Below are 24,935 nucleotides of genomic sequence, written 5' to 3' on the forward strand. Positions count from 1 at the left end.
CCGGCGCCCCGGAGGCTTCCGGGCTCGAGACGCGAGGACCGATGGCAGCCATTCACGAGAGCGGCGCTCTCGGCCTGCTCGACGAAGAAATCCGCGCACAACTCGGTGACACCGCACGCTTCTCCGGCGGCCCGGCCGCCTCTCCGCGCACCCTCGTCGACGTCTTCGACGCGTCCGTGCGGTCGTTCCCGGACGAGCTCGCCCTGGACGACGGCGGCACGCCCCTCACCTACCGCGCCCTCGCCGTCGAGGTGGAGAACCTCCGGCGCCGGCTCGCCGTCGCCGGGGTCGGGCTCGGCGACCGGGTGGGCGTCCGCGTCCCGTCCGGCACCAACGACCTCTATGTGGCGGTCCTGGCCGTCCTCGCCGCCGGCGCCGCCTATGTCCCGGTGGACGCCGAGGACCCCGACGAGCGGGCCGAGCTGGTCTTCGGGGAGGCCGACGTGCGGGCAGTCGTCGGAGCCGGGCACGAGATCACCGTCCACGGCGCGGCCACGGCGGCCGCCGCCCGTCCCGGCACCGAGCACGACGCCTGGATCATCTTCACCTCCGGCTCCACCGGGAAGCCCAAGGGCGTCGCCGTCAGCCACCGCAGCGCCGCCGCCTTCGTGGACGCCGAGGCGGCGCTGTTCCTCACCGAGGAGCCGATCGGGCCCGGCGACCGGGTCATGGCCGGGCTGTCGGTGGCCTTCGACGCGTCCTGCGAGGAGATGTGGCTGGCCTGGCGGTACGGGGCCTGTCTCGTGCCGGTGCCCCGCTCGCAGGTCCGCAGCGGCGCCGACCTCGGGCCGTGGCTGGTCGAGCAGGAGATCACGGTCGTCTCCACGGTGCCGACGCTGGCCGCGCTGTGGGAGCCCGAGACCCTCAACGACGTACGGCTGCTGATCTTCGGCGGTGAGGCGTGCCCGCCCGAGCTGGTGCAGCGGCTGGTGACGGAGGGGCGGGAGGTCTGGAACACGTACGGGCCGACCGAGGCCACCGTCGTCGCCTGCGCCTCGCTGATGTCCGGCGAGGAACCGATCCGGATCGGTCTGCCGCTCAGGGGCTGGGAGCTGGCCGTCGTGGACGAGGCCGGGGAGCCCGTGCCGCTGGGCGGCAGCGGACAGCTGGTGATCGGCGGGGTCGGGCTCGCGCGGTATCTCGACGCCGAGAAGGACGCGGAGAAGTACGCGCCGCTCAAGTCGCTGGGCTGGGAGCGGGCGTACCGCAGCGGTGACCTCGTGCGCGCCGACGCCGAGGGGCTCGTCTTCCTCGGGCGGGCCGACGAGCAGATCAAGCTCGGCGGCCGGCGGATCGAGCTGGGCGAGGTGGACGCCGCGCTCCAGGCGCTGCCCGGGGTCGCCGGGGCCGCCTCCGCCGTACGGACCGCCCGCAGCGGCAACCAGCTCCTGGTCGGGTACGTCGTGACGCAGGACGGCTGGGACCGTGCGGCGGCCGTGCGGCGGCTGCGCGCCGAGCTGCCCGCCGCCCTGGTGCCGCTGCTCGCGCCGGTGGACGACCTGCCCACCCGGACGTCGGGCAAGGTCGACCGCAACGCCCTGCCCTGGCCCCTCGACGGCCTGGAGCCGGGCGGCCCGGCCGAGCAGCTCTACGGCACCGAGGCCTGGCTGGCGGAGCAGTGGACGGAAGTCCTCGGCATCCCCGTGGGCAGTGCCCGCGACGACTTCTTCGCGATCGGCGGCAGCAGTCTCGCCGCCGCCCGGCTGACGACCCGGCTGCGCACCCGCTACCCGAGCGCGGCCGTCCTCGACATCTACCAGCGGCCCACCCTGCGCAAGCTGGCCCGGCACCTGGAGGGATCCGCGCAGGACGACGGGGCGGCCCGCGTCATCGCCCCGGTGCCCGCGCGCGCCAAGGTGATCCAGCTGCTGCTGCTCGCTCCGCTGTTCACGCTGCTGGGGCTGCGCTGGGCGGTGCCGCTGGCCGCGCTCGGCAACCTGCTGCCCACGTACGCCTGGCTGCCCACCGCCCCGTGGTGGCTGGTCGGGTCGGCCGCCCTGCTGCTGTTCAGCCCGCCCGGACGGCTCGCGATCGCCGCGGGCGGGGCGCGGCTGCTGCTGCGCGGTGTCCGGCCGGGGCGGTACGCGCGTGGTGGCGGCGTCCACCTGCGGCTGTGGACGGCGGAGCGGCTGGCCGAGTTCAGCGGGGCGACCTCACTGACCGGGTCCTGGCTGGAGCGCTACGCGCGGGCCCTGGGGGCCAAGGTCGGGCCGGACGTGGACCTGCACTCGCTTCCGCCGGTGACCGGCATGCTGAAGCTGGGCCGGGGCGCGGCCGTGGAGTCCGAGGTGGACCTGTCCGGCTGGTGGCTGGACGGCGACCTGCTGGAGCTCGGAACGGTCCGGGTGGGCGCGCACGCCGTCGTCGGCACGCGCAGCATGCTCTTCCCGGGCGCCCGGGTCGGCAAGCGGGCCGAGGTGGCGCCGGGTTCGGCCGTCACCGGTCAGGTCCCCACCGGTCAGCGGTGGGCGGGCGCGCCCGCGGTCAAGCTCGGCAAGGCCAAGCGCAACTGGCCCAAGGAGCGGCCGGCGCGGACCACGTGGTGGCGGGTGTCGTACGGCCTGTCCGGTTTCGCGCTGGCCTCGCTGCCGGTACTGGCGGGCGGGGCGGCCCTGCTGGTGGCGAGCCGCTTCGTGGGTCCGGGCGGCGGGCTCGGTCAGGCCCTTCGGGGCGCCGGGCTCGCGCTGGTCCCGGCCACGCTCGCCTTCGGTCTGGCGTACGCCGTGCCGCTGCTGGTCGCCGTACGGCTGCTGAGCCTCGGCCTGCGCGAGGGCACGTACCCCACGCACAGCAGGATCGGCTGGCAGGCCTGGACCGTCACGCAACTGATGGACCACTCGCGGGAGACCCTCTTCCCGCTGTACGCGGGGCTGGTCACGCCGGTCTGGCTGCGGTTGCTCGGGATGCGGATCGGCAGGGGCGCCGAGGTGTCGACGGTCCTCGCCCTGCCGAGCCTGACGACCGTTGGCGAGGGCGCGTTCCTCGCCGACGACACGCTCACCGCGCCCTACGAACTCGGCGGCGGCTGGATGCGGATCGGCCGGGCGGAGATCGGGCGGCGGGCGTTCCTCGGCAACTCCGGGATGACCGCGCCCGGGCGGAGCGTGCCGGACGGCGGCCTGGTGGGTGTGCTGTCGGCGACGCCGAAGAAGGCGAAGAAGGGCAGCTCGTACCTGGGACTGCCGCCGGTGAAGCTGCCGCGGAACACGACCGGCGGGGACCAGAGCCGGACGTACGAGCCGCCCGTGCGACTGCTGTGGGCCCGCGCCCTGGTGGAGCTGTGCCGGATCGTGCCGGTCTTCTGCTCGGCCGGGCTGGCCGTGCTGACGGTGGCGGCGCTCTGCGCACTGGGCGTCTGGGCGCCGCTGCTGTCCGGGCTCGTACTGCTCGGGGCGGGAGGCGCGGCGGCCGTCGTCTCGATCGTCGCCAAGTGGCTGCTCGTCGGGCGGCACCGCAGTGGCGAGCACCCGCTGTGGAGCGGCTTCGTGTGGCGCAACGAGCTGGCGGACACGTTCGTGGAGGTGGTGGCCGTGCCGTGGCTGGCGGGCGCGGTGCCGGGGACGCCGGTGCTGACGGCGTGGCTGCGCGGGCTCGGCGCACGGATCGGCAGCGGCACGTGGGTGGAGAGCTACTGGCTGCCGGAGTCGGACCTGGTGACGCTGGGAGACGGGGTCACGGTCAACCGTGGGTGCGTCCTGCAGACTCACCTCTTCCACGACCGGATCTTGCGGACGGATACTGTGGTCCTCCGTGAGGGTGCCACGCTGGGCCCTGGCGGGATCGTGCTGCCTGGCAGCACGATCGGGGCCCGTACGACCCTGGGTCCCGCGTCGCTCGTCATGGCCGCGGAGTCCGTCCCGGACGACACCCGCTGGCTCGGCAACCCGATCGAGGCATGGCGTCCCTGAGAAGGGGCTACTCGCAGTCGGTGAGGAGCGGTGTACCGGCGGCGGGTGGTTCGAGCACAGGTCAGGGAGCGGACGGGGAAGTGGCAGTTCAGCAGGCGGTCGGGCCGGACCCGTATTTCCCGGCCAACGGTGACTCCCGGTACCGGGTGCACCGTTACGAGCTCGCGCTGGACTACCGGCCGGGTCCGAACCGGCTGTCGGGCGCGGCGCGGATCAACGCGATCGCCGGACGCTCGGCGCTGCCGGAGTTCCAGTTGAACCTGGCCGACTTCAAGATCGGCCGGGTCCGGGTGGACGGCCGGCCGACGCACTACACCCACCGGGGCGGCCGGCTGCGGATCCGGCCCGCGAAGCCGCTGCGCGCCGGGGCCGCCTTCACCGTCGAGGTGCACTGGTCGGGCAATCCCAAGCCGGTGAACAGCCCGTGGGGCGGACTCGGCTGGGAGGAGCTGGGCGACGGGGCGCTGGTGGCGAGCCAGCCCGTCGGGGCGCCTTCGTGGTACCCGTGCAACGACCGGCCCGCGGACAAGGCGTCCTACCTGATATCGGTCACGACACCGTCGGCGTACTCGGTGGTCGCGGGCGGCCGGCTCCTCACGCGGACCACGAAGGCCTCGACGACCACGTGGGTGTACGAGCAGTCGGCGCCGACCTCGAGCTATCTGGTCGGCCTGTCGATCGGGAAGTACCAGACCGTCCTGCTGGGCGACCCGGGGCTCGGGGGCGTCCCTCAGCACGGGCACCTCCCGGCGGAGCTGCTGGCGGAGTTCTCGCGGGACTTCGCGCGCCAGCCAGGGATGATGCATCTCTTCCAACAGCTTTTCGGGCCCTACCCGTTCGACGAGTACGCGGTCGTGGTGACGGAGGAGGAGCTCGATGTCCCCGTCGAGGCCCAGGGGTTGTCGCTGTTCGGCGCCAACCACCTGGACGGCGCGCGAAGTTCGGAGCGGCTGGTGGCGCACGAGCTGGCGCACCAGTGGTTCGGCAACAGTGTGTCCATCGCCGACTGGCGGCACATCTGGCTGAACGAGGGGTTCGCGAAGTACGCGGAGTGGCTGTGGTCGGAGCGGTCGGGCGGGCGCAGCGCGCAGCAGCTCGCCGCCGCCGCGCACCGGTCGCTGTCCTCGCTGCCGCAGGACCTGCGCCTCGCCGACCCCGGCCGCAAGTCGATGTTCGACGACCGGCTCTACGAGCGCGGCGGGCTCACCGTGCACGCGCTGCGCTGCGCGCTGGGCGACGAGGCGTTCTTCCGGATGCTGCGCGCCTGGCTCGCGGTGCACCGGGGCGGGGCGGTGACGACGTCGACGCTCACCGCACACACGGCGCGGTTCGCGCCGGAACCGCTGGACGACCTGTTCGAGGCGTGGGTGTACGGCACGGCGCTGCCGCCCCTGCCGGTCCCGTCGGTGGACCGCGGCGCGGCCTCGGCGTAAGCGCTCCGCGTCAGCGCTCCGCGTCAGCGCTCCGCGTCAGCGCTCCGCTGGGAGCGGGGTGACGAACCCGCGGGCCGGTGGGGTTGATCGCGCCGTTCCCCGCGCCCCTTCCGGGCGCCACCCGTGAGCCGGGGCTCGAAGGCGGGCTGGGACTGAGCTCTCCGCTGGAGGGTGCGTGATGAACCCGCGGGCCGATGGGGGTTGAGCGCGCCGTTCCCCGCGCCCCTTCCGGGCGCCACCCATGAGCCGGGGCTCGAAGGCGGGCTGGGACTGAGCTCTCCGCTGGAGGGTGCGTGATGAACCCGCGGGCCGGTGGGGTTGAGCGCGCCGTTCCCCGTGCCCCTTCCGGGCGCCACCCGTGAGCCGGGGCTCGAAGGCGGGCTGGGCCTGAACGGTGTGGTGGGGGTACGGGGATGGAGCAGGGGGGCGCCCCTTCGGGGGTGCGGGTGGAGGCGGGCACAATGGGTCCATGGTCCGACGTACCGCCCGCCCTCGGCAGCGCAGCTCTGTCGCCGTCCCAGCCGACTGCCCGTGCGGGCTCCCCGAGCCGTACGAGGCGTGCTGCGGGCGCTATCACGCGGGCGGCGAAGCAGGCACCGTGAGCGCGCCCAGCGCCGAGGCGCTCATGCGGTCGCGCTACAGCGCCTTCGTGCGGGGCGACGCGGGGTATCTGCTGCGGACCTGGCATCCCCGGACGCGTCCGGTGCGGCTCGATCTCGATCCGGGAACGCGGTGGACGGGCCTGGAGATCCTCCGGACCGCGGACGGGACCGCCTTCCACACGACCGGGACGGTGGAGTTCCGGGCGTCCTACCGGGGCGGCGCGCTGCACGAACGCAGCCGGTTCGAGCGGGTGGCCGGGGCGTGGGTGTACGTGGACGGGGAGTTCCCGGAGGGCTCCGAATGACCCGCTAGGGCGCCAGGATGTCGAGTTCCTGGAGGGCGCCGACCGTGATCTCCCGGGTGAGTTGTTCCGCGCGGGCCGCGTCGCCCTCGCGGACCGCTTCGGCGACCTGGACATGAAGGGTGACGGCGGCCGGGTCGGGGTCCTCGAACATGACCTCGTGATGCGTGCGGCCCGCCAGCACCTCGGCGACGACGTCACCGAGGCGGGCGAACATCTCGTTGCCCGAGGCGGCGAGGACCGCCCGGTGGAAGGCGACGTCGTGGACGAGGTAGCCCTCCAGCCGGTGGCCGCGTGAGTTGGCCACCATGCCGAGCGCGCACTCCGTCAGCTCGGCGCACTGCTCCGCCGTGGCGTGCTTCGCCGCCAGGCCCGCCGCGACCGGTTCGATCGCCGAGCGCAGGACGGTGAGCGAGCGCAGCTGGTGCGGGCGGTCGGCGCCGGCCAGCCGCCAGCGGATGACCTGCGGGTCGTAGACGTTCCACTCCGACCTGGGACGGACCGTCACGCCCACCCGGCGGCGTGACTCGACCAGGTGCATGGACTCCAGGACGCGGACCGCCTCGCGCATCACCGACCGGGAGACGTCGAAGCGCTGGGCCAGTTCGTCGGTGCGAAGGACGCTGCCCGGCGGGTACTCGCCCGCGGTGATGGCGGGGCCCAGGGTGTCCAGTACTTGGCCGTGCAGACCCCGGCCCGGAGTGGTCATGCACACAGAGTACGGGGTAGATCACTGAGCCAAAAAGTCAGACTTATTTGTCACAGACTCTTGAATAGTCCTACCTAATCGGTTTCAGTGTCGTCCGGCGTCCGTTGACGCCGGACGTCGAGGAAGACAGCGCGAAGACAGCGAGGCAGAGATGCGTACCCCCCACGTCGTCGTGGTGATGGGCGTCGCCGGCACGGGCAAGACCACCATCGGTCCCCTGCTCGCCGCCCGGCTGGGCGTCCCCTACGCCGAGGGCGACGACTTCCACCCGCAGGCCAACATCGCCAAGATGTCGGCCGGCACCCCGCTCGACGACGACGACCGGTGGCCGTGGCTCGACGCCATCGGCGCCTGGGCGGACGAGCGGGCCGGGCTCGGCGGGGTGGTCAGCTGCTCGGCGCTGAAGCGGTCGTACCGCGACCGGCTGCGGGCCACGGCCCCCGGGATCGTCTTCGTCCACCTCTCGGGCGACCGCGCGCTGATCGAGGACCGCATGGCGCACCGGCAGGGTCACTTCATGCCGACCGCGTTGCTCGACTCCCAGTTCGCCACGCTCCAGCCCCTCCAGGCGGACGAGGCGGGCGTCGTCGTCGACGTCTCCGGCGGCCCGGAGGCCATCACCGGGCGGGCAGTGACGGCACTCGACGCCCTTCCCCGAACGGCCGGATGACCCGCCTCACTTCACCACGACCGCCCCTCCCCCATCCCCCGTTCCTGACACCTGCAAGGGAATTCGTGTGACCAGACTCAGTGTCGAGATACTGGCAGCGGACACCGTCGAGCCGATCACCTCGGCCGGCCACACACAGCTGGGCATCGCCGTTCTGGCGGGCATCGCCGTGATCGTCCTGCTCATCACCCAGTTCAAGCTCCACGCCTTCCTGGCGCTGACCATCGGCTCGCTCGCGCTCGGCGCGTTCGCCGGGGCGCCGCTCGACAAGGCCATCGCCTCGTTCACCACCGGGCTCGGCACCACCGTGGCCGGGGTGGGCGTGCTGATCGCGCTGGGCGCGATCCTCGGCAAGATGCTCGCGGACTCCGGCGGCGCCGACCAGATCGTCGACACGATCCTCGCCAGGGCGGGCGGCCGGTCGATGCCGTGGGCGATGGTGCTGATCGCCTCCGTCATCGGTCTGCCGCTGTTCTTCGAGGTCGGCGTGGTGCTGCTGATCCCCGTCGTGCTGATGGTCGCCAAGCGGGGCAACTACTCGCTCATGCGGATCGGCATCCCGGCACTGGCCGGTCTGTCGGTGATGCACGGTCTCGTCCCGCCGCACCCCGGCCCGCTGGTCGCGATCGACGCGGTCGGCGCCAACCTGGGCGTCACCCTGGCGCTCGGCGTGCTCATCGCCGTCCCGACGGTCGTCGTCGCGGGCCCGCTGTTCTCCCGGGTCGCCGCCCGCTGGGTCGACGTCCCCGCCCCCGACCGCATGATCCCCCAGCGGCCCTCCGAGGACCTGGAGAAGCGGCCCGGCTTCGGCGCCACGCTCGCGACCATTCTGCTGCCCGTCGTCCTCATGCTGTCCAAGGCGCTGGTCGACATCGTGGTGGACGACCCCGAGCACACCGTGCAGCGCGTCTTCGACGTCGTCGGCTCGCCGCTGATCGCGCTGCTCACCGCCGTGCTCGTCGGCATCTTCACCCTGCTGAGGCCCGCCGGGTTCGCCAAGGACCGGATATCAGGGCTGGTCGAGAAGGGCCTCGCGCCCATCGCGGGCATCCTGCTGATCGTCGGCGCGGGCGGCGGCTTCAAGCAGACGCTGATCGACTGCGGTGTGGGTCAGATGGTCCTGGACATCTCCAAGGACTGGTCGATCCCGGCGCTGCTGCTGGCCTGGCTGATCGCGGTCGTCATCCGGCTGGCCACCGGTTCGGCGACCGTGGCGACGATCTCGGCGGCCGGCCTGGTCGCCCCGCTCGCGGCCGACATGTCGACCACCCACACCGCCCTGCTGGTCCTGGCCATCGGCGCCGGCTCGCTGTTCTTCAGCCATGTCAACGACGCGGGGTTCTGGCTGGTGAAGGAGTACTTCGGACTCACCGTCGGCCAGAACATCAAGACCTGGTCGGTCATGGAGACCATCATCTCCGTGGTCGCCGGCGGCCTGGTCCTGCTCCTCTCGCTCGTCATCTAGGGCCACGGGAAGAGACGGGAGGAGCACGAAATGAGCCACCCCCTGTTCGACATCGGCGGCCGGACCGCTCTGGTCACCGGCTCCAGCCGGGGCATCGGTCTCGCCCTGGCCCGGGGCCTCGCGGAGGCCGGCTGCACGGTGGTCCTCAACGGGCGGGACGCGGACCGCCTCGCGCGGGCGGCCGCCGGACTGCCCGGCGAGGTGCGCACGAGCGTGTTCGACGTCACCGACGGTGCCTCGGTCCGAGCCGGGATCGCGGAGATCGAGGACCGGGTCGGTCCGCTCGACATCCTGGTCAACAACGCGGGTATGCAACTACGCGCCCCGCTCCTGGAGTTCGCCGACTCCGACTGGCACCGGCTGTTGGACACCAACCTCACCAGTGCGTTCCTGGTGGGCCGCGAGGCCGCCCGCCGGATGACGGAACGCGGCCACGGAAAGATCATCAACATCTGCTCGCTCCAGAGCGAGGTGGCCCGCCCGGGCATCGCACCCTACGCGGCCACCAAGGGCGCGCTGAAGATGCTCACCAAGGGCATGTGCGCGGACTGGGGCCCGTACGGCGTCCAGGTCAACGGTCTCGGTCCCGGCTACATCGAGACCGAGCTGACCCGGCCCCTCGTCGAGGACGAGGAGTTCAGCGCCTGGGTGCGGCGCCGTACTCCGGCCGGGCGGTGGGGCCGCACCGAGGACCTGGTGGGCGGGGTGCTGTTCCTCGCCTCGCCCGCGGCGGACTTCGTCGGCGGACAGGTGCTCTATGTCGACGGCGGTATGACCAGTGTGCTCTGACCGGTGTGTCGAAGGGGCGTGACGACGGATGCTCGGTTGTGTGATCCACGGTCGGGGCGACCTGAGCGTCGAGGAGTTGACGTCGCCGGTGCCCGGACCGGGCGAGGTGCTCGTCGCGGTCCGCTACGGCGGGGTCTGCGGCTCCGACCTGCATTACTGGCGGCACGGCGGGGTCGGCGACTTCCGCCTGAAGGAGCCGATGGTGCTGGGGCACGAGGTGGTGGGGACAGCCGTCGCGTACGGTTCCCCCTCCCCCTCGGGTCCTCCCGCCGGTACGGCGGTCGCCGTGCACCCCGCCACGCCGTGCGGGGTGTGCCCGGAGTGCGCGGACGGGCGGCGCAACGTCTGCCGGGACACCCGCTACCTGGGCAGCGCGGCCCGGACACCCCATGTACAGGGCGGGTTCGCGGACGCCATCGTCGTCCCCGTCGAGCAGGTGCGGCCGCTCCCGGAGGGTCTCTCGCCGCGCCGGGCCGCCCTCGCGGAGCCGCTGTCGGTGGCGTTGCACGCGGTGCGGCGGGCCGGCGCGGTGACCGGACGGCATGTCCTGGTCACCGGCGCCGGACCCATCGGCTGCCTGGTGGTCGCGGCGGCGAAGGCGGCCGGCGCGGCCCGGGTCACCGTCACCGACCTGCTGCCCGGCGCGCTCGGGTACGCGCGCGCCGCCGGCGCCGACACCGTCGTACGGGCCGACGATCCGGCGGACCCCGGGTGGCCGTCGGAGGTGGACGTGGCCGTCGAGGCGTCCGGGGTCGCCGCCGGGCTCGACACCTGTCTGCGGCTGGTGCGGCGCGGCGGGGTCGTCGTGCAGCTCGGCATGCTGCCGTCCGGGCAGAGCCCGTTCGCCGGGAACCTGGTGGTCAGCCGGGAGATCGAGCTGCGTGGGGCGTTCCGCTTCGACACCGAGTTCGACGCGGCCCTGCGCCTCCTCGCGGCCGAGCCCGCGTTCGACGAGCTGATCAGCGCGGTGGTCCCGGTACGGGACGCGGAGTCCGCGTTCGCGCTCGCCGCGGACCGCGGCCGCTCCTGCAAGGTGCTGCTGGACTTCGCGGGTTGAGGGGATCGGGAGCCGACGGGACCGGGGGCCTCGGAGGGAGCCGGTGAGGGGTTCGCTAGGGACGCCACAGGCGGTGTTCCCGGCGGGCCCACTCCCGGCTCACCGAGCCCGTGCGCATCCCCCTGCGGGCCTCCGGGTCACCGAGGGCCATGCCGATGTGGCCGGCCAGGACGACGCCGATCGTGAGGGCGAGCCAGTCGTGGACGAAGGTCGCGCTGGTGCGCCACATGATCGGGGCGAGGTGGGTGAACCACATGAGCAGGCCCGTGCCGAGCATGACCAGGGTCGCCCCGGCGATCCAGGCCGCGTAGATCTTCTGCCCGGCGTTGAACTTGGCGGCCGGACGCGACTGCCGACGCTTGTCCCGGCGCAGGGCGGCCCGCAGCCACCGGCGGTCGTGCGGGCCGAAGCGGTTGAGGTGGCCCAGGTCGGCGCGGAACGCACGGGAGGCGAGGCCCGCCAGGACGGGTACGGGAAGGGCCAGGCCCGCCCACTCGTGGACCCGGACCACCAGCTCGCGCCGGCCGACGAGTTGGGCGAACTCGGGGATGTACAGGAAGGCCGCCGTCACCACGCACACCCCCATCAGGAGGGCCGTGGTGCGGTGCACCCACCGTACGGCGCGGGTGAAGCGGGGGATCTCGGTGGTCGCCGGCGGCGCCTCAGCTCGTAGGCTCATCGTCCCGTCCGTTCGAACGGCCGACCCAGGCGTCGACGTCGTAGCCGCGGTCCTCCCAGTAGCCGGGCTCCACCTTCTCGGTGACGGTGATGCCGGAGAGCCACTTGGCCGACTTGTAGAAGTACATGGGCGCCACGTAGAGGCGGACGGGGCCGCCGTGGTCGTGGCCGAGGTCCTTGTCCTGCATGCGCAGCGCGACCAGGACGTCGGCGCGGCGGGCCTGGGCGAGGGTCAGACTCTCGGTGTAGGCGCCGTCGAAGCAGGTGAAGCGGATCGCGCCGGCCTCGGCGTGCACTCCGGCCGCGTCGAGCAGGGCGGACAGCCGGACGCCCTCGAAGGGCGTGCCCGGCACCCGCCAGCCGGTGACGCACTGGACGTCCTTGACCATCCGGGTCTGGGGCAGGGCCCTGAGGTCGGCCAGCGTGTAGGTGGCGGGGCGGTCGACGAGGCCGTCCACGGTGAGGCGGTAGTTCGTGGCGTTCCGGTGCGGCACCGAGGACGTCACCGAGTAGTAGCGGAAGCCGCCCCCGTTGGGGAGCAGACCGGTGAGGCCGGTGGGGTCCTTGTCGGCGGCGCTGCCGAGGAAGGCCTCCATACCGCGCTGGAGCGGAGGTGCGGCGACCACCCCCAGGGCACCGAGGGCGAGCGTGCCGAGGAAGACCCGCCGACCGACGGGTGTGCCATGTCCCGCGCGCCCGTCGTCGGGCGCGGATGCCTCGGGCGGCTCGGACGGCCGGGGTGACTCGGACGGCCGGGGTGACTCGGGTGGTTCGGGGTTCACTCCTCCATTCGAGCACTCGCGGGCCCACCGGGCCAGGGATCCCGGGCGGCCGTCAGACTTCCGTCATGACTTCTCACCGTGCTCTCAGACCCAGCGCGGCGGCGCGGGCGGCGTGGAAGGCCGGGGAGGGATCGCGGTCCGGGTACGACCAGGGCTCGGGGGTGGCGTGCCGGCCGATGCGGTGGAAGAGGGCGGCGGCCTCGGCGCCCCGGCCCTCCAGGACCTTGGCGTGGGCGAGGAAGTTCAGGTCGATCAGATGACGGGCGTGATCGTCGTGCTCCCACTCCAGCCACCAGTCGAAGGCGGCCTTCATCACGTCCCGGGCCCGGCCGTCCCGCCAGTGCCCGGAAGCGGCGGGGTCCGTGGAGGCGAAGCCGTGGGCGGCCAGGACGCGGTAGCGCTCGGCGTGCGCGACGACCGGGAGGATCGCCAGCGGAGAGTCGGCGGGCGCCTGCTCGGCGGCCCAGGCGGCGAACTCGTAGACCTCGTGCAGCGGGTCCTGACCGCCGTCCGCACGGCGCTCGGCGAGCCGGGCGACCATCAGGTGGTGCGCATGGTGGTGGTCGCGGTGCCGGGACCGGACCTCCTCGAAGATCCGGACGGCCTGCGCCCCGCCGTCCCCTTCCAGCTGGAGCAGGCCCAACCAGGGGGTGGGGTCGGCGGGCGCGAGCGCGGCGGCCGACCGGCAGGCCGCACGGGCGACCGCCGCGTCCTCCTTGCCGCGCAGTGCCCGGCGGACCTGTGCCAGGGCCAGCAGTACGGAGGCGTCGGCGCCGCCGGGCTCGGCCAGCAGCCATTCGTGGGCCCGGGCGGCCGCGTACGGCTCGAGGGCGAGGACCGTCATCCGGTGGGCGCGACGGTCCCAGTCCTCGCCGGTGCGGGCCAGCAGGGCGCGGGCGGGCCTGCGGCGGCCCTGCGCGAACGCGGTGCGGGCGCAGGCGAGTTCGCTGTCGTCCAGGGCCGGGTCGGGGGTCCGGGGGACGTGCTCGTGAGCACGTCCGGGAAGGGGCGGAGGTAAGGGCACCGCGGGACTTCCTCATCCTCCTCGGCGGCGGCTCTGACATCGGCCCGCGATCGGCCGAACACGCACAGCCAATCCCTAGGTAACACTCACCGTCAAGGGCCGGGCCGGGAGGAAAGGCACCGACCGCCGCGCGGCGGGGGGAATCCGGTGATGAACCCTCCCCGGTGGGACCCCTTGCTCCCGGGTGTCCCGCCGCTCCTGTGTGGCGTACGCCATGGCGCGGCCCGGCCGGAGCACACACCATGGCCGTAGGGTCGCCCCGCACCCCCGGCCCCGTCCGTGGGTGCCCGCGGCCGAGTCAACAGCCCGGTGACGGGTACCCCCGGAAGCAGCGTTCCGGGGCGGCCCCGGAACGAACGGTTCGGGCACTCCCAGGGGCACGGACCCCCCTGGGACGCTACAGTCGGCCACTACGCATCCCGTCCGTGGTCCGACCGGATGATCGAGGTAGGCAGCGTGTCGGTTCTGGTTCTCGTCCTCGCCGTGAGCGCCGCCTGCTGCCTGGGCTTCGGGTTCGTACTCCAGCAGAACGCCGCCCAGAGGGCGCCACTCGGAGACTTCCTCTCACCGCGGCTGCTGCTCGACCTCATGAAGGTGCCGCGCTGGCTGGGCGGCATCGGCCTCATGGTGGCCGGCATGGCTCTGGGCGCGGTCGCGCTCGGCCAGGGCGAGATCTCCCTGGTGGAGCCGCTGCTCGCGACCAACCTGCTCTTCGCCCTCGCGCTGTCCCGCCACCAGACGAAGCAGTCGCTCGGCCGGCAGGGCTGGGCGGGCCTGGCCCTGCTCGCGGGCGGGGTGACCACCTTCATCGTGGCGGGCGAGCCGCGCGGCGGCAGCGCGGTCACGGATCCGCTGCGGCACTGGCTGATCATCGGCGTGATGATCGGGCTGGCCCTGCTGCTCACCACCTACGCCAAGCGCTCCCGGCTGAGCTCCGGCCCGGTGCTGCTGTCCCTCGCGGCCGGTCTGCTGTACGGCGTCCAGGACGCGCTGACCAGGGTCAGCGGGCAGCGTTTCGGCGCGGGCGGCCTCGGCGAGCTGCTGGCCGGCTGGCAACCGTACGCGGTGCTCGCGCTCGGCGTGACCGGCCTCGTGCTGGTCCAGAGCGCCTTCGAGACCGCGCCGCTGCGCATGTCGCTGCCCGCGCTCACCGCGGCGCAGCCTCTCGCCGGGATCATCTGCGGGGTCGGCTTCCTCGGCGACCGGCTGCACACCGACACCGGCGCGCTGGCCTGGGAGGCGGCGGGGCTCGCGGCGATCGTCGCGGGCATCGTGCTCCTCGGACTGCACCCGGCGATGCCGCGGGGCGCGGCGCCCCGGGAACAGGTCCCGAACCTCCAGTCCCAGTAACCGTCACGCGGCTGGGCTGTGGCTGTGGCTGTGCTGGGCCGTAGCCGTCGGCGCCTTCGGCGGGCCTGCTTGGATGGGCCCATGAGCGCTGCTGACGAGATCCTCGACATCGTCGACGAGAACGACGTGGTCGTCGGACAGTTCCCCCGTGGCCGGGCCTACGCCGAGGGCCTGCGCCATCGCTGTGTCTTCGTCCGGGCCAGGGACGCCGAGGGCCGGATCTTCGTCCACCGCCGGACCCACACCAAGCTGGTGTTCCCCTCGCTGTACGACATGTTCGTCGGCGGGGTCGTCGGCGCGGGCGAGGCCTACGACGACGCCGCCCTGCGCGAGGCCGAGGAGGAGCTGGGCGTGAGCGGCCTGCCCCGCCCGGAGTTCCTCTTCAAGTTCCTCTACGACGGCGGCGCCGCCGGGAGCTGGTGGTCGGCCGTCTACGAGGTCCGCTGCGATCAGCCGGTGGACCCGCAGGTGGAGGAGGTCGCCTGGCACGACTTCCTCCCCGAGGAGGAGATCGAACGGCGGCTGTCCGTCTGGGAGTGGGTACCGGACGGGCTGGCGGCGTACGAGCGGCTCAGGAAGCACCGGGCCGCAGGCTGAACGTGAGCGGCGGGAAAAGGCGAGCGGGCCGGAGGGCTGGACGGCGAACAGGACGGGAATCGCTCCGCCGCTCGCCGGGACCCGACCGGGTGACGGGCGCCGGGTAGGGTCCTCAGGTGATCGAGTTCGTACAGAACGTCCGGTTGTGGTTCGCTCCCGAGCAGGCCAGGGAGGAGGGCAACACCCCCGACTACCGGTTCTCGCTGGCGAACGAGCGTACGTTCCTGGCCTGGCTGCGCACCGCGCTCGCGCTGATCGGCGGGGGTTTCGCGGTGGACCAGTTCCTGCCGGACCTGCGCTGGGGCTGGCGGGTCGGGCTGGCGCTCGCGCTGCTGGCGGCGGGCGTGCTGTGCTCCTTGCGCGCGGTGAACCACTGGATGCGCTGCGAGCGGGCGATGCGCCGGGGCGAGGACCTGCCGGCGTCCCGCTTCCCCGCGCTGCTCGGCGTGCTGGTCGCGCTGGTGGCCGTGGCGATGGTCGTCGTGGTGCTGGCGGGGTGGGCGGGATGAGCGACGAGGCCCGGCGGGGACGCGACCCCGGCCCTCGGCCCGAGCGCGACCCCGAGCGCGACCCCGGTCCCCGGCCCGAGCGCGACCCCGGCCTTCAGCCCGAGCGGACCCGGCTCGCCTGGCGGCGTACGACGCTGGCGAGCACGGTGGCTGCCGTGCTCGCCGTGAGGGCGGCGTTGCACGGCGGGGTGTCGGCGTTCGGGATCTTCGCCTGCGCCCTGTGCTGCGGCCTGTGGCTGGCCTTCCTGCTGCTCGCCCACCGACGGATCCATGCCCTGTCCGCCAGGGGGAGACCGGCGGCCCTCGCCCCGCGGCACGCCACGGCGGCCGTCGCGTGCGCGGTGGCGACGGCGGTGTGCGCCGCGGCCCTGGTGGTCTAGGACCTCGTCCGGGGCATCGCTCGTCCCACCGCTCCCCGCTCGCGGCCCAGGACCTCGTTCCGGGCCGCCCGCGCCTCACCGCTCCCCGTCCTCCGGGCTCTCGTCCGTCCAGTCCACCGTCACCACGATCTTGCCCCGGGTGCTGCCCCGCTCGTTCAGCCGGTGGGCGTCCGCCGCGCGCTCGAGCGGGAACGTCTCGGAGACGTGCACGGACACCACGCCCTGCTCGGCGAGTTCCGACAACCGGGTGAGGTCCTCGGCGTCGGGCCGGACCCAGTAGTACCGGCCGCCGTACCCGACGACGTCCCCGTCGGCGATCGACACCAGGCGTCCCTCCGGGGCCAGCAGGTTGGCGGAGACCTTCAGGGTGTCGCCGCCGACCGTGTCGAAAACCGCGTCCACGCCCTCGGGGGCCAGCCCGCGGACCCGTTCGGACAGCCCCTCGCCGTAGGTCACGGGCTCGCCGCCCAGCGAGCGCACGAAGTCGTGGTTGGCCTCGCTCGCCGTGCCGATCACCCGGGCGCCCAGATGGCGGGCGAGCTGTACGGCGATGGAGCCGACGCCGCCCGCGGCCGCGTGCACGAGGACGGTCTCGCCACGCTTCACCTGGAGGTCCCCGGTCAGCACCTGGTAGGCGGTGAGCCCGGTCAGCGGAAGGCCCGCGGCCTCCTCCCAGGTGAGGTTGCGGGGCTTGCGGGCGAGGGTGCGCACCGGGGCGGCGACGTACTCGGCGAACGTGCCGCGGGAAAGGAAGTCCTCGCGGACGTATCCGATGACCTCGTCGCCGACCGCGTACTCCGCGGGGGACACCCCGACCCCGAGCTGTACGACGACCCCGGAGACGTCCCACCCGGGAATCACGGGGAAGACGGCCTCGAGGATGGGGTCCAGGTGGCCCTCCCGGGCCTTCCAGTCGACGGGGTTCACGGCCGCTGCCCGGACCTTCACCAGCACCGAGTCGGGGCCGATCCTGGGCTCGCGGACGTCCCCGTACACGAGCGTCTCGGGGCCGCCGTAGCGTGAGTAGCTGATGGCCTTCATGGGTTCGACCCTCCGGGGTACCCGAACGCCACGCAAGCGGAATGACCCGATACGCGCAGTTCGCGTGGCAGCCTGTCCGACGTCATCACGCGCAGCTTCGAAGGTGAGCACCCCATGACCACCCACCACGCCGAACACTCCGCCCACACCCACACGCACGGCCCTGACTGCGGGCACACCCGGGTGAGCCACGGCGACCATGTCGACTACGCCCACGACGGACATCTGCACCGCGAGCACAGCGGCCACTGGGACGAGTGCGAGCCGGGCGGGCACGTGGCCCACAGCGGGCACGAGCACCATCACGGCGAGGACTGCGGACACACGCGCGTGCGGCACGGCGACCACATGGACTACCTGCACGACGGCCACCGGCACGCCGAGCACGAGGGTCACTGGGACGACCACTGAGCCGTCCGGGAAACGACCACCGGCCTTCGGAAGGCGACCACCGACCGCTCGGAGCACGACCTCCGAGCGCCCGAGGACGGCCTCCGACCGTCCGAAAGGCGACGCGCGGGGTGGCGGGAAACCGCCCCGACACGGCTCCCCGGGTTCTGCCCGGGGAGCCGTCGCCCTATCGTGGCCCCGATCACGTTGGGCGCACCCACTGGACGGCATACCGACCGGTCGGCATCATGGTGCACGTGCTGATTCACCGTCCCGTCCACAGGAGCGACGCATGAGCCCCGATCACCCGCCCGGACTCGACCTCGACCGGCTGCGCGCCCTGCTGGAGCGGGAGCGCCCCGGTCTGGTCGACGGCCCTCTCACCGGCCGGCTGATCGAGGGCGGACGGTCGAACCTGACCTACGCGGTCTCCGACGGCGCGGCCAAGTGGGTCGTGCGGCGGCCTCCGCTCGGGCATGTACTGGCCACCGCCCACGACATGCGGCGCGAGCACCGGGTGATCAGCGCCCTGTACCCGACGAGCGTGCCGGTGCCGCGCCCGGTGCTGCTGTGCGAGGACGAGGACGTGCTCGGGGCGCCCTTCTACGTCATGGAGTTCGTCGAGGGCACGCCCTACCGCACCGCCGGTGAACTCGCCCCGCTCGGGGAGCGGCGCACCCGGGACGCGGTGCTGTCGCTGGCGGACACGCTGGTGGAACTGCACGCGGTGGACCCGGCGGCGGTGGGTCTGGCCGACTTCGGCCGGCCCGAGGGTTTCCTGGACCGGCAGCTGCGCCGCTGGGGCAAGCAGCTGGACGCCTCCCGCAGCCGGGAGCTGGCCGGGATCGACGAGTTGCACGCGGCGCTCGGCCGGGGGCTGCCGCACTCCCCCGCCCCGGCGGTCGTGCACGGCGACTACCGGCTCGACAACGTCCTGATCGGGGCCGACGACACGATCCTGGCGATCCTCGACTGGGAGATGTCGACGCTCGGCGACCCGCTGACCGACCTGGGCCTGCTGGTGATGTACAGCGTTCCGCTGGAACTGCCGAACTCGCCCATCTCGACGACCGCCTCGGCCCCCGGCCACCCGTCGCCGGCCGAGCTGATCGAGCGGTACGCGACCCGCTCGGGGCGCGACGTCTCGGCGGTCTCCTGGTACACGGCGTTCGCCTGGTTCAAGCTCGCCGTGATCCTGGAGGGCATCCACTACCGGTACACGCTGGGCCAGACGGTCGGGCGCGGTTTCGACCGCATCGGGGAGCTCGTCCCCGTCTTCATCGAGCACGGACTGACCACTCTCCAGGAAGGCTGACCGGCATGGACTTCGCGTTCGACGCACGCACCGAGGAACTCCGCGCCAGGCTGCTCGCCTTCATGGACGAGTACGTGTACCCGGCCGAGCCCGTCGCCGAGGAGCAGCGCGCGCTGCTCGCCTCGCCGTGGGACACCGCGGCCGTGGTCGAGGAGCTGAAGGCGGAGGCGCGCAGGCAGGGCCTGTGGAACCTGTTCCTTCCCGACGCCGAGCACGGCGCCGGCCTCACGAACCTCCAGTACGCGCCGCTGGCCGAGATCACCGGCCGCTCCCCGCAGCTGGCGCCGACGGCCCTGAACTGCGCCGCCCCGGACACCGGGAACATGGAGGTGCTCGCCCAGTTCGGCGACGAGCAGCACAAGAAGCAGTGGCTGGAGCCGCTGCTGGCGGGCGAGATCCGCTCGGCGTTCGCGATGACGGAGCCGGAGGTGGCCTCCTCCGACGCCACCAACATCACCACGCTCATCCGGCGGGACGGCGCCGACTACGTCGTCACGGGCCGCAAGTGGTACATCTCCGGGGCGATGAACCCCGACTGCAAGATCTTCATCGTGATGGGCAAGACGGACCCGGACGGCGCCGACCCGCGCCGTCAGCAGTCCATGGTGCTCGTCCCGCGCGACACACCCGGTGTCACGGTCAGGCGGGCCATGAAGGTCTTCGGCTACGAGGACCACTCCCACGGCGGTCATGCCGAGGTGGTCTTCGACGGGGCGCGGGTGCCGGTGACGAACCTGATCGGCGAGGAGGGCGGCGGCTTCGCCATCGCCCAGGCCCGGCTCGGCCCGGGCCGCATCCACCACTGCATGCGACTGATCGGCATGGCGGAGCGGGCGATCGAGCTGATGTGCCGACGGGCCGTCTCCCGTGACGCCTTCGGCAAGGCGCTGGCCCAGCAGGGTGTGGTCCACAACTGGATCGCGGACGCGCGCGTGACGGTCGAGCAGCTGCGGCTGCTGGTCCTGAAGACCGCCTGGATGATGGACACCGTCGGCAACCGGGGCGCCCACACGGAGATCCAGGCCATCAAGATCGCGACGCCCCGCGCGGTCGTCGACATCCTCGACCGGGCGATCCAGCTGCACGGCGCGGGCGGCGTCAGCCAGGACTTCCCGCTGGCGGAGCTGTACGCCGGGGCGCGCACGTTGATGATCGCCGACGGTCCGGACGAGGTGCACCAGCGGTCGCTGGCGCGACGGGAGCTGAAGAAGTACCTGTAGGACACGCGGTAAGGGGCGGTCGCCATGGCGACCGCCCCTTACCCGTCGGCTCGTTCGGGGCCTCGGGACCTCAGGGCCGCAGGGCCCGCAGCAGCAGGTCGGCCAGGTGATCGGCGACCTCCTTCGGCCCCATCGACCCGTCCGGCCGGTACCAGGTCGAAAGGTGGTGGACGGACCCGAAGTGGTAGTCGACGACCAGGTCGGCCGGGGTCGCCGTGGAGAAGACGCCGGTCCGCTGGCCCTCCTCGACGAGAGCGCGGAAGCGTTCGTGGTAGCGCCGGCGCTCGGCGCGCACCTGCTTGTTCTTCTCGGGGCTCAGGTGGTGCATCGAGCGGAAGAAGATCATCGCGTCGTCGAGGTTCTCGATCGTCGTGACGACGACGTCCGCCGCCGCGCCCCGCAACCGCGTCTCGATCGGCTCGTCGGCGTTGGCGAAGGCGTCCAGCCGTTCCTGCTGAACGCGCAGCACGCGCGCGTACACCTCGTGCAGGAGGTCGTCCTTGGAGCCGAAGTAGTGGTACAGCGCCCCCTTGGTGACGCCTGCCGCCTCGACGATCTCCTGCACCGAGGTGCGGTCGTATCCCCGCTCGGCGAAGAGCCGGGTGGCGGCGGCCAGCAGCCGCTGCGGCACGGGTGTCCCGTCACCGTCCGTCGTCCTGGGCACTGCCGCCACCTGCCTTCCTCGATGCCTTATCGGCGATCCTCACCGGCTGTCGTGCCGCTGACTTGCTGCTGAACCGACTTGCCGCCGGCCGTCGTGCTACCGCGCGTCGTGCGGGCGGGAACGCAGCTCCCGCCGGAGGATCTTCCCACTCGCCGTCTTGGGCAGGTCGGGCAGGATCTCCACCTGGCGCGGATACTTGTACGCCGCCAGCCTGTCCTTGCAGTAGGCCGCGAGCGTATCGGCATCCGTGTCGGCGCCGGGACGCAGGCTGATGTACGCCTTGACGGTCTCCCCGCGATAGCCGTCCGGCACCCCCACCACGGCGGCCTCGCGCACCGCCGGGTGGGTGTACAGCACGTCCTCCACCTCGCGCGGCCACACCTTGAAGCCGGACGCGTTGATCATGTCCTTCTTGCGGTCGACGACGTACAGCCAGCCCTGTTCGTCCATGAACCCGATGTCGCCGGTGCGCAGCTCGCCGCCGGGGAAGGTCTCGGCGGTGGCCTCGGGCCGGCGCCAGTACCCGGGGACCACCTGCGGACCCCGCACGACGATCTCGCCCTGCTCGCCGAAGGGCACCTCCGCGCCCTGGTCGTCGACGATGCGCACGACCGTGTCGGGCCCCGGCACGCCGACGGCGAGGGTCCCGGAGGCCGGGTCGACGGGCGCCTCCAGCTGGGGCGGGACGGAGGCGCAGGGCGCGGTGCACTCGGTGAGCCCGTAGCCGTTGCGGATGTACGGTCCGAAGCCCGCCCGGAACTTCTCCACCAGCGCCGGCGGCACCGGCGCGCCGCCGGAGGAGATGTTCACGAAGGACGCGAAGTGGTCCCGCGTGACGTCGGGATGGGCGGCCAGCGCCATGAAGGCGGTGGACGGCCCCACCGTGTAGTGCGGCTTGTGCTCGGCGAACGCCTCCAGCACGACGCCCGCCTCGAAGCGGTACGTCAGCACGAGCGTGCCCGCGCTGTTCAGACAGGCGCCGAGCTGGCAGACCATGCCGGTGATGTGGAACAGCGGCGCGAGCGCGTAGTAGACGGGCGCCTCGGGCAGACGCAGCCCGGTGCGCTGCCGCTCGGCGTTGAACATGATGTTGCCGTGTGTGTTGGTGGCGCCCTTGGGGGCCCCGCTGGTGCCCGAGGTGTAGCTGATCAGGGCGACGTCGGCGGGGGCGAGGCGGCGGCCCTGCGGCGCCTTGTGGCCGGCGCGGGCGACGGCGGTGAGGTCGTCGGTGTCGGACGGTCGCGGGAGGCGTTCGAAGGTGAGCACGCGCGCGTCACCGCGCGTCTGGAAGTCCAGCTCGCAGCCGGTCAGCACGATCCGTACCGGCGAGTCGGCGGCCGTCTGCCGCAGATACGACTCCCAGGCCCGGTCGGAGCAGATGAGTGCGGCCACCTCGCCGTCCCGCAGCACATGGGCGACCTCCCCCGACTTGTACATCGGGTTGACGGGGACGACCGTCGCGCCCGCCTTCCAGGCGCCGAGCAGGGCGAGGACGAAGAGCGGGGAGTTCTGCAGCAGGACGGCCACCCGGTCACCGGGCTCCAGGCCGCGGGCGGCGAGGTGACCGGCCACGGAGTCGCTGAGCTCGTCCACCTCGCGGTAGCTGAGCCGCCCGTCGAAGTAGGCGAGGCAGGGGCGGTCCGGCGCCTCGGCGGCGGACCTGCGGAAGGCGTCCACGAGGGAGTCCGCGGGGTCGATCGGCGCGCGCTGGGCCTCGTCGAGGAGGGCCACCCAGGGCCTGGCCGCGTAACGGGAGGCGGACGTGGTCATTCGGCGGTCTCCCACTTCTGCTGGAGGTGGTTCATGTTGGTCAGCCAGCGGTCGGGATCACCGGCCCGCAGCTGGTAGTACGCGGCGACCTCGGGATGCGGCAGGATCAGGAAACGGTCCTCCGCCATGCCCTTGAACAGGGCGTCCGCCACGTCCTGCGGCTCGATCGCGGTCGGCTTGAGCACCAGGTCGCCCGCGCTGCCGGTGGCGTCCAGCATGTCGGTGCGGACGCCCTGGGGACAGATGGCGTGCACCTTGACGCCCCGGTGGCGGTAGGTCAGCGACAGCCACTCGGCGAAGGCGTACGCGCCGTGCTTGGTGACGCTGTAGGGAGCGGCGCCGATCATGGTGAGCAGCCCGGCGGCGGAGACGGTCGAGACGAACCGGCCCTGCCCGCGCTCCAGCCAGTCCGGGAGCAGCGCGTGGGCCGCCCGGACATGGGCCATGACGTTGACGTCCCAGGCGAGCGCCCAGACGGCCTCCTCGGCGGACTCCGAGCCGCCCGAGGCGACCCCGGCGTTGGCGCAGTACACGTCGACGGTGCCGCCGAGCGCCTCCCGGGCCTGCTCGACGATCGTGGAGGCGTCGCCGGGGACCGCGATCCCGCCGATCTCCTCGGCGACGGACCGCGCCCGGTCCGCGTCCAGGTCGTTGACGACGACCCGGGCTCCCTCGGCGGCGAAGCGGCGGGCCAGCGCGGCTCCGATACCTCCCCCCGCTCCGGTCACGACCACTCCGGCATCCTGCACGGCTTCCACCATCGGTCTCCTTCGACGCGACTGCGGCACGAATCGGCTCTGCCACCAGACTAACCAGTCGGTATGTTGCGATGGAAGGGTTACCCCGGGATCGCCGAGGGCGGCGTCTGCCGTCACAGGATTCCATCTTGTACGGATGAGCCGTGACGTATGGCCAATTGCCCGAGTTCGCAGGACGATGCCCGCGCTGGGCGCATCCCTGCGGGTGGACGAGGGGGCCTGTGATGGCGGATCCGGCGATGAGCGTGACGCCCTACTGGGAGCTGACCTTCGACGCCGACGGGGACGTCGACGGCGCACGCCGGGACCGGCTGCTGGCCGAGGTGGGCCGGCGCGGGGTCCGTGACCTGATCGTCTTCTCGCACGGCTGGAACAGCGACCGCTCCGGCGCGACCCGCCTCTATAGCCGCTTCTTCGCACCGATCCCCGCACTCGCCCCGGCGGCGAGCATCGGGTACGTGGGCGTGGTGTGGCCGTCGATGCGCTTCTCCGACGAGCCGATCCCCGACTTCCCCCGCTCCGCGGCGGCCGCGGAGATCCGGCGCCCGGCGCTGGACGGGGACACCCGTCGCGCGCTCCTGGAGACGTTCCCGGGCCGGGCCGATGTGGTCGACCGGATCGCGCGGCTGCTGGAACGGCGGCCGGCCGAGGAATCCGAACTGGAGGAGTTCGGGCGGCTGGTGCGGCTCCTGGTGGACGTGGCGCCGACGGGACCGCAGGCACTGTGCGCGGCGGACACGCTGACGGAGGGGGCGCCGCAGGACGAGCCGGAGATGTTCGCCTGCTCGACGACGGTGGCCTGCGAGGAGTTCGGACGGGCTCTGGCCGGCCTGGTATCCGCATCGTCGGCCCCGGAGTTCGCGCTGCCCAACCCGTGGGACGGGGCGCACGAGTTACTGCGGCAGGCGACGTACTACGCGATGAAGCGGCGCGCCGGGACGGTGGGTGAGCGTGGACTCGGCCCGCTCGTGGGGCGGTTGGCGGCGGTGGCGCCGGCCGTTCGGGTGCATCTGGTGGGGCACAGCTTCGGCGGGCGACTGGTGTCGTTCGCGCTGCGCGGGCTGCCGGAGGGGGTGCGCACGGTGAAGTCGGTGACGCTGCTCCAAGGGGCCTTCTCGCACTACGCGTTCGCCCCGCAAGGAGTCCTCCGGGGCCGGCAGAACCGGATCGACGGCCCTCTGGTGTGCTGCTACTCGCGGTTCGACCAGGCGCTGAGCACGATGTACCCGCTGGCCTCGCGGATGGCGGGCGATGCTCAGGGGCTCGTCGGGGAGGTGCTGGGCGTCAAGTGGGGTGCCATGGGGCACGACGGGGTGCAGGCCGTGCAGGGCACGCACGCGTGCGTGCTCGCCGACGCGCTGTCCGGGCCGCTGCCGAAGTCGGGGTGCGTGAACGTCGACGCGGCGGCGGTGGTCAGGCGCGGCGGGGCGCCGGCCGGGGCGCACAGTGACATCGTGCACCCCGAGCTGGCGCGGCTGGTGCTGGCGGCGGGCCGGATCCGTTAGGACGCGACCCGCCGTCG

23 protein-coding genes are annotated in these 24,935 nt (G+C 72.9%); 15 read left to right on the forward strand and 8 right to left on the reverse strand.

The window, feature by feature from the left end; genetic code table 11:
* The first annotated feature begins 41 nt into the window (after positions 1-41).
* The 3 genes from ACIPFH_RS31290 to ACIPFH_RS31300 all read left to right on the forward strand — a co-directional run bounded on the left by ACIPFH_RS31290 (position 42) and on the right by ACIPFH_RS31300 (position 6,248).
* Positions 42-3,908, forward strand: coding sequence for a Pls/PosA family non-ribosomal peptide synthetase (locus ACIPFH_RS31290; protein ID WP_401831668.1), 3,867 nt, complete (start codon positions 42-44; stop codon positions 3,906-3,908).
* An 80-nt stretch (positions 3,909-3,988) separates the two neighbouring features.
* Complete coding sequence (locus ACIPFH_RS31295) at positions 3,989-5,341, forward strand: M1 family metallopeptidase (RefSeq protein WP_401831670.1); 1,353 nt, start codon at positions 3,989-3,991, stop codon at positions 5,339-5,341.
* A gap of 469 nt (positions 5,342-5,810) precedes the next feature.
* Positions 5,811-6,248, forward strand: coding sequence for a YchJ family protein (locus tag ACIPFH_RS31300; protein WP_401831672.1), 438 nt, complete (start codon positions 5,811-5,813; stop codon positions 6,246-6,248).
* A gap of 4 nt (positions 6,249-6,252) precedes the next feature.
* Here ACIPFH_RS31300 and ACIPFH_RS31305 read toward each other — a convergent pair whose 3' ends face one another.
* Entirely contained in the window at positions 6,253-6,954 is a 702-nt protein-coding gene (locus tag ACIPFH_RS31305; protein ID WP_356258362.1) for a FadR/GntR family transcriptional regulator, read from the reverse strand.
* A 151-nt stretch (positions 6,955-7,105) separates the two neighbouring features.
* Between ACIPFH_RS31305 and ACIPFH_RS31310 the strand changes: the two genes are divergently transcribed.
* The 4 genes from ACIPFH_RS31310 to ACIPFH_RS31325 all read left to right on the forward strand — a co-directional run bounded on the left by ACIPFH_RS31310 (position 7,106) and on the right by ACIPFH_RS31325 (position 10,935).
* The gene (locus ACIPFH_RS31310) at positions 7,106-7,624 is read left to right on the forward strand and encodes a gluconokinase (RefSeq protein WP_401831674.1); all 519 of its coding nucleotides are present in this window, start codon (positions 7,106-7,108) and stop codon (positions 7,622-7,624) included.
* A gap of 67 nt (positions 7,625-7,691) precedes the next feature.
* Complete coding sequence (locus tag ACIPFH_RS31315) at positions 7,692-9,089, forward strand: gluconate:H+ symporter (RefSeq protein ID WP_356258367.1); 1,398 nt, start codon at positions 7,692-7,694, stop codon at positions 9,087-9,089.
* Positions 9,090-9,119: 30 nt separating this feature from the next.
* Positions 9,120-9,878 carry an SDR family oxidoreductase gene (locus tag ACIPFH_RS31320; protein ID WP_401831677.1) on the forward strand — a complete coding sequence of 253 codons (759 nt, stop codon included), beginning with the start codon at positions 9,120-9,122 and terminating at the stop codon, positions 9,876-9,878.
* A 28-nt stretch (positions 9,879-9,906) separates the two neighbouring features.
* Entirely contained in the window at positions 9,907-10,935 is a 1,029-nt protein-coding gene (locus tag ACIPFH_RS31325; RefSeq protein ID WP_401831680.1) for an L-idonate 5-dehydrogenase, read from the forward strand.
* A gap of 55 nt (positions 10,936-10,990) precedes the next feature.
* On the opposite strand, the gene ACIPFH_RS31330 is transcribed toward ACIPFH_RS31325, so the two are convergent.
* The 3 genes from ACIPFH_RS31330 to ACIPFH_RS31340 form a co-directional block, all read right to left on the reverse strand.
* The gene (locus ACIPFH_RS31330) at positions 10,991-11,614 is read right to left on the reverse strand and encodes a cytochrome b/b6 domain-containing protein (protein WP_356258374.1); all 624 of its coding nucleotides are present in this window, start codon (positions 11,612-11,614) and stop codon (positions 10,991-10,993) included.
* Positions 11,598-12,395 carry a molybdopterin-dependent oxidoreductase gene (locus ACIPFH_RS31335; protein ID WP_401831683.1) on the reverse strand — a complete coding sequence of 266 codons (798 nt, stop codon included), beginning with the start codon at positions 12,393-12,395 and terminating at the stop codon, positions 11,598-11,600. Before ACIPFH_RS31335 ends, ACIPFH_RS31330 begins: the two co-directional genes overlap by 17 nt.
* A gap of 73 nt (positions 12,396-12,468) precedes the next feature.
* The gene (locus ACIPFH_RS31340; protein WP_401831685.1) at positions 12,469-13,419 is read right to left on the reverse strand and encodes a hypothetical protein; all 951 of its coding nucleotides are present in this window, start codon (positions 13,417-13,419) and stop codon (positions 12,469-12,471) included.
* A 456-nt stretch (positions 13,420-13,875) separates the two neighbouring features.
* Between ACIPFH_RS31340 and ACIPFH_RS31345 the strand changes: the two genes are divergently transcribed.
* The 4 genes from ACIPFH_RS31345 to ACIPFH_RS31360 all read left to right on the forward strand — a co-directional run bounded on the left by ACIPFH_RS31345 (position 13,876) and on the right by ACIPFH_RS31360 (position 16,255).
* On the forward strand, positions 13,876-14,769 hold the full coding sequence (locus ACIPFH_RS31345; protein ID WP_401831687.1) for a DMT family transporter: 894 nt from the start codon (positions 13,876-13,878) through the stop codon (positions 14,767-14,769).
* Between the two features lie 81 nt (positions 14,770-14,850).
* Positions 14,851-15,366 carry an NUDIX hydrolase gene (locus ACIPFH_RS31350; RefSeq protein ID WP_401831689.1) on the forward strand — a complete coding sequence of 172 codons (516 nt, stop codon included), beginning with the start codon at positions 14,851-14,853 and terminating at the stop codon, positions 15,364-15,366.
* A gap of 116 nt (positions 15,367-15,482) precedes the next feature.
* Positions 15,483-15,875, forward strand: coding sequence for a DUF202 domain-containing protein (locus ACIPFH_RS31355; RefSeq protein WP_356258388.1), 393 nt, complete (start codon positions 15,483-15,485; stop codon positions 15,873-15,875).
* Positions 15,872-16,255 (forward strand): DUF202 domain-containing protein, encoded by a 384-nt coding sequence (locus ACIPFH_RS31360; RefSeq protein ID WP_401831690.1) that lies wholly within the window; start codon positions 15,872-15,874, stop codon positions 16,253-16,255. Before ACIPFH_RS31355 ends, ACIPFH_RS31360 begins: the two co-directional genes overlap by 4 nt.
* 75 nt (positions 16,256-16,330) lie before the next feature.
* On the opposite strand, the gene ACIPFH_RS31365 is transcribed toward ACIPFH_RS31360, so the two are convergent.
* Entirely contained in the window at positions 16,331-17,296 is a 966-nt protein-coding gene (locus ACIPFH_RS31365) for an NADP-dependent oxidoreductase (protein WP_401831692.1), read from the reverse strand.
* Positions 17,297-17,410: 114 nt separating this feature from the next.
* Here ACIPFH_RS31365 and ACIPFH_RS31370 point away from each other — a divergent pair, with 114 nt between their 5' ends.
* The 3 genes from ACIPFH_RS31370 to ACIPFH_RS31380 all read left to right on the forward strand — a co-directional run bounded on the left by ACIPFH_RS31370 (position 17,411) and on the right by ACIPFH_RS31380 (position 20,221).
* Complete coding sequence (locus tag ACIPFH_RS31370; protein WP_401831694.1) at positions 17,411-17,707, forward strand: hypothetical protein; 297 nt, start codon at positions 17,411-17,413, stop codon at positions 17,705-17,707.
* A gap of 271 nt (positions 17,708-17,978) precedes the next feature.
* Positions 17,979-19,001, forward strand: coding sequence for a phosphotransferase family protein (locus ACIPFH_RS31375; RefSeq protein WP_401831697.1), 1,023 nt, complete (start codon positions 17,979-17,981; stop codon positions 18,999-19,001).
* A gap of 5 nt (positions 19,002-19,006) precedes the next feature.
* Positions 19,007-20,221 carry an acyl-CoA dehydrogenase family protein gene (locus ACIPFH_RS31380; RefSeq protein ID WP_401831698.1) on the forward strand — a complete coding sequence of 405 codons (1,215 nt, stop codon included), beginning with the start codon at positions 19,007-19,009 and terminating at the stop codon, positions 20,219-20,221.
* A 70-nt stretch (positions 20,222-20,291) separates the two neighbouring features.
* Here ACIPFH_RS31380 and ACIPFH_RS31385 read toward each other — a convergent pair whose 3' ends face one another.
* From ACIPFH_RS31385 to ACIPFH_RS31395, 3 genes are all read right to left on the reverse strand, one after another.
* Positions 20,292-20,885 (reverse strand): TetR/AcrR family transcriptional regulator, encoded by a 594-nt coding sequence (locus ACIPFH_RS31385; protein ID WP_401831701.1) that lies wholly within the window; start codon positions 20,883-20,885, stop codon positions 20,292-20,294.
* A 96-nt stretch (positions 20,886-20,981) separates the two neighbouring features.
* Complete coding sequence (locus ACIPFH_RS31390; RefSeq protein ID WP_401831702.1) at positions 20,982-22,655, reverse strand: class I adenylate-forming enzyme family protein; 1,674 nt, start codon at positions 22,653-22,655, stop codon at positions 20,982-20,984.
* Positions 22,652-23,416 carry an SDR family oxidoreductase gene (locus tag ACIPFH_RS31395; RefSeq protein ID WP_401831704.1) on the reverse strand — a complete coding sequence of 255 codons (765 nt, stop codon included), beginning with the start codon at positions 23,414-23,416 and terminating at the stop codon, positions 22,652-22,654. The genes ACIPFH_RS31390 and ACIPFH_RS31395 overlap by 4 nt, the downstream gene beginning before the upstream one ends.
* A 221-nt stretch (positions 23,417-23,637) precedes the next feature.
* Here ACIPFH_RS31395 and ACIPFH_RS31400 point away from each other — a divergent pair, with 221 nt between their 5' ends.
* The gene (locus ACIPFH_RS31400) at positions 23,638-24,918 is read left to right on the forward strand and encodes a serine-threonine protein kinase (protein ID WP_401831707.1); all 1,281 of its coding nucleotides are present in this window, start codon (positions 23,638-23,640) and stop codon (positions 24,916-24,918) included.
* Positions 24,919-24,935 lie beyond the last annotated feature (17 nt).

This window comes from Streptomyces sp. NPDC088157, from assembly GCF_044741545.1.
Lineage (GTDB): Bacteria > Actinomycetota > Actinomycetes > Streptomycetales > Streptomycetaceae > Streptomyces.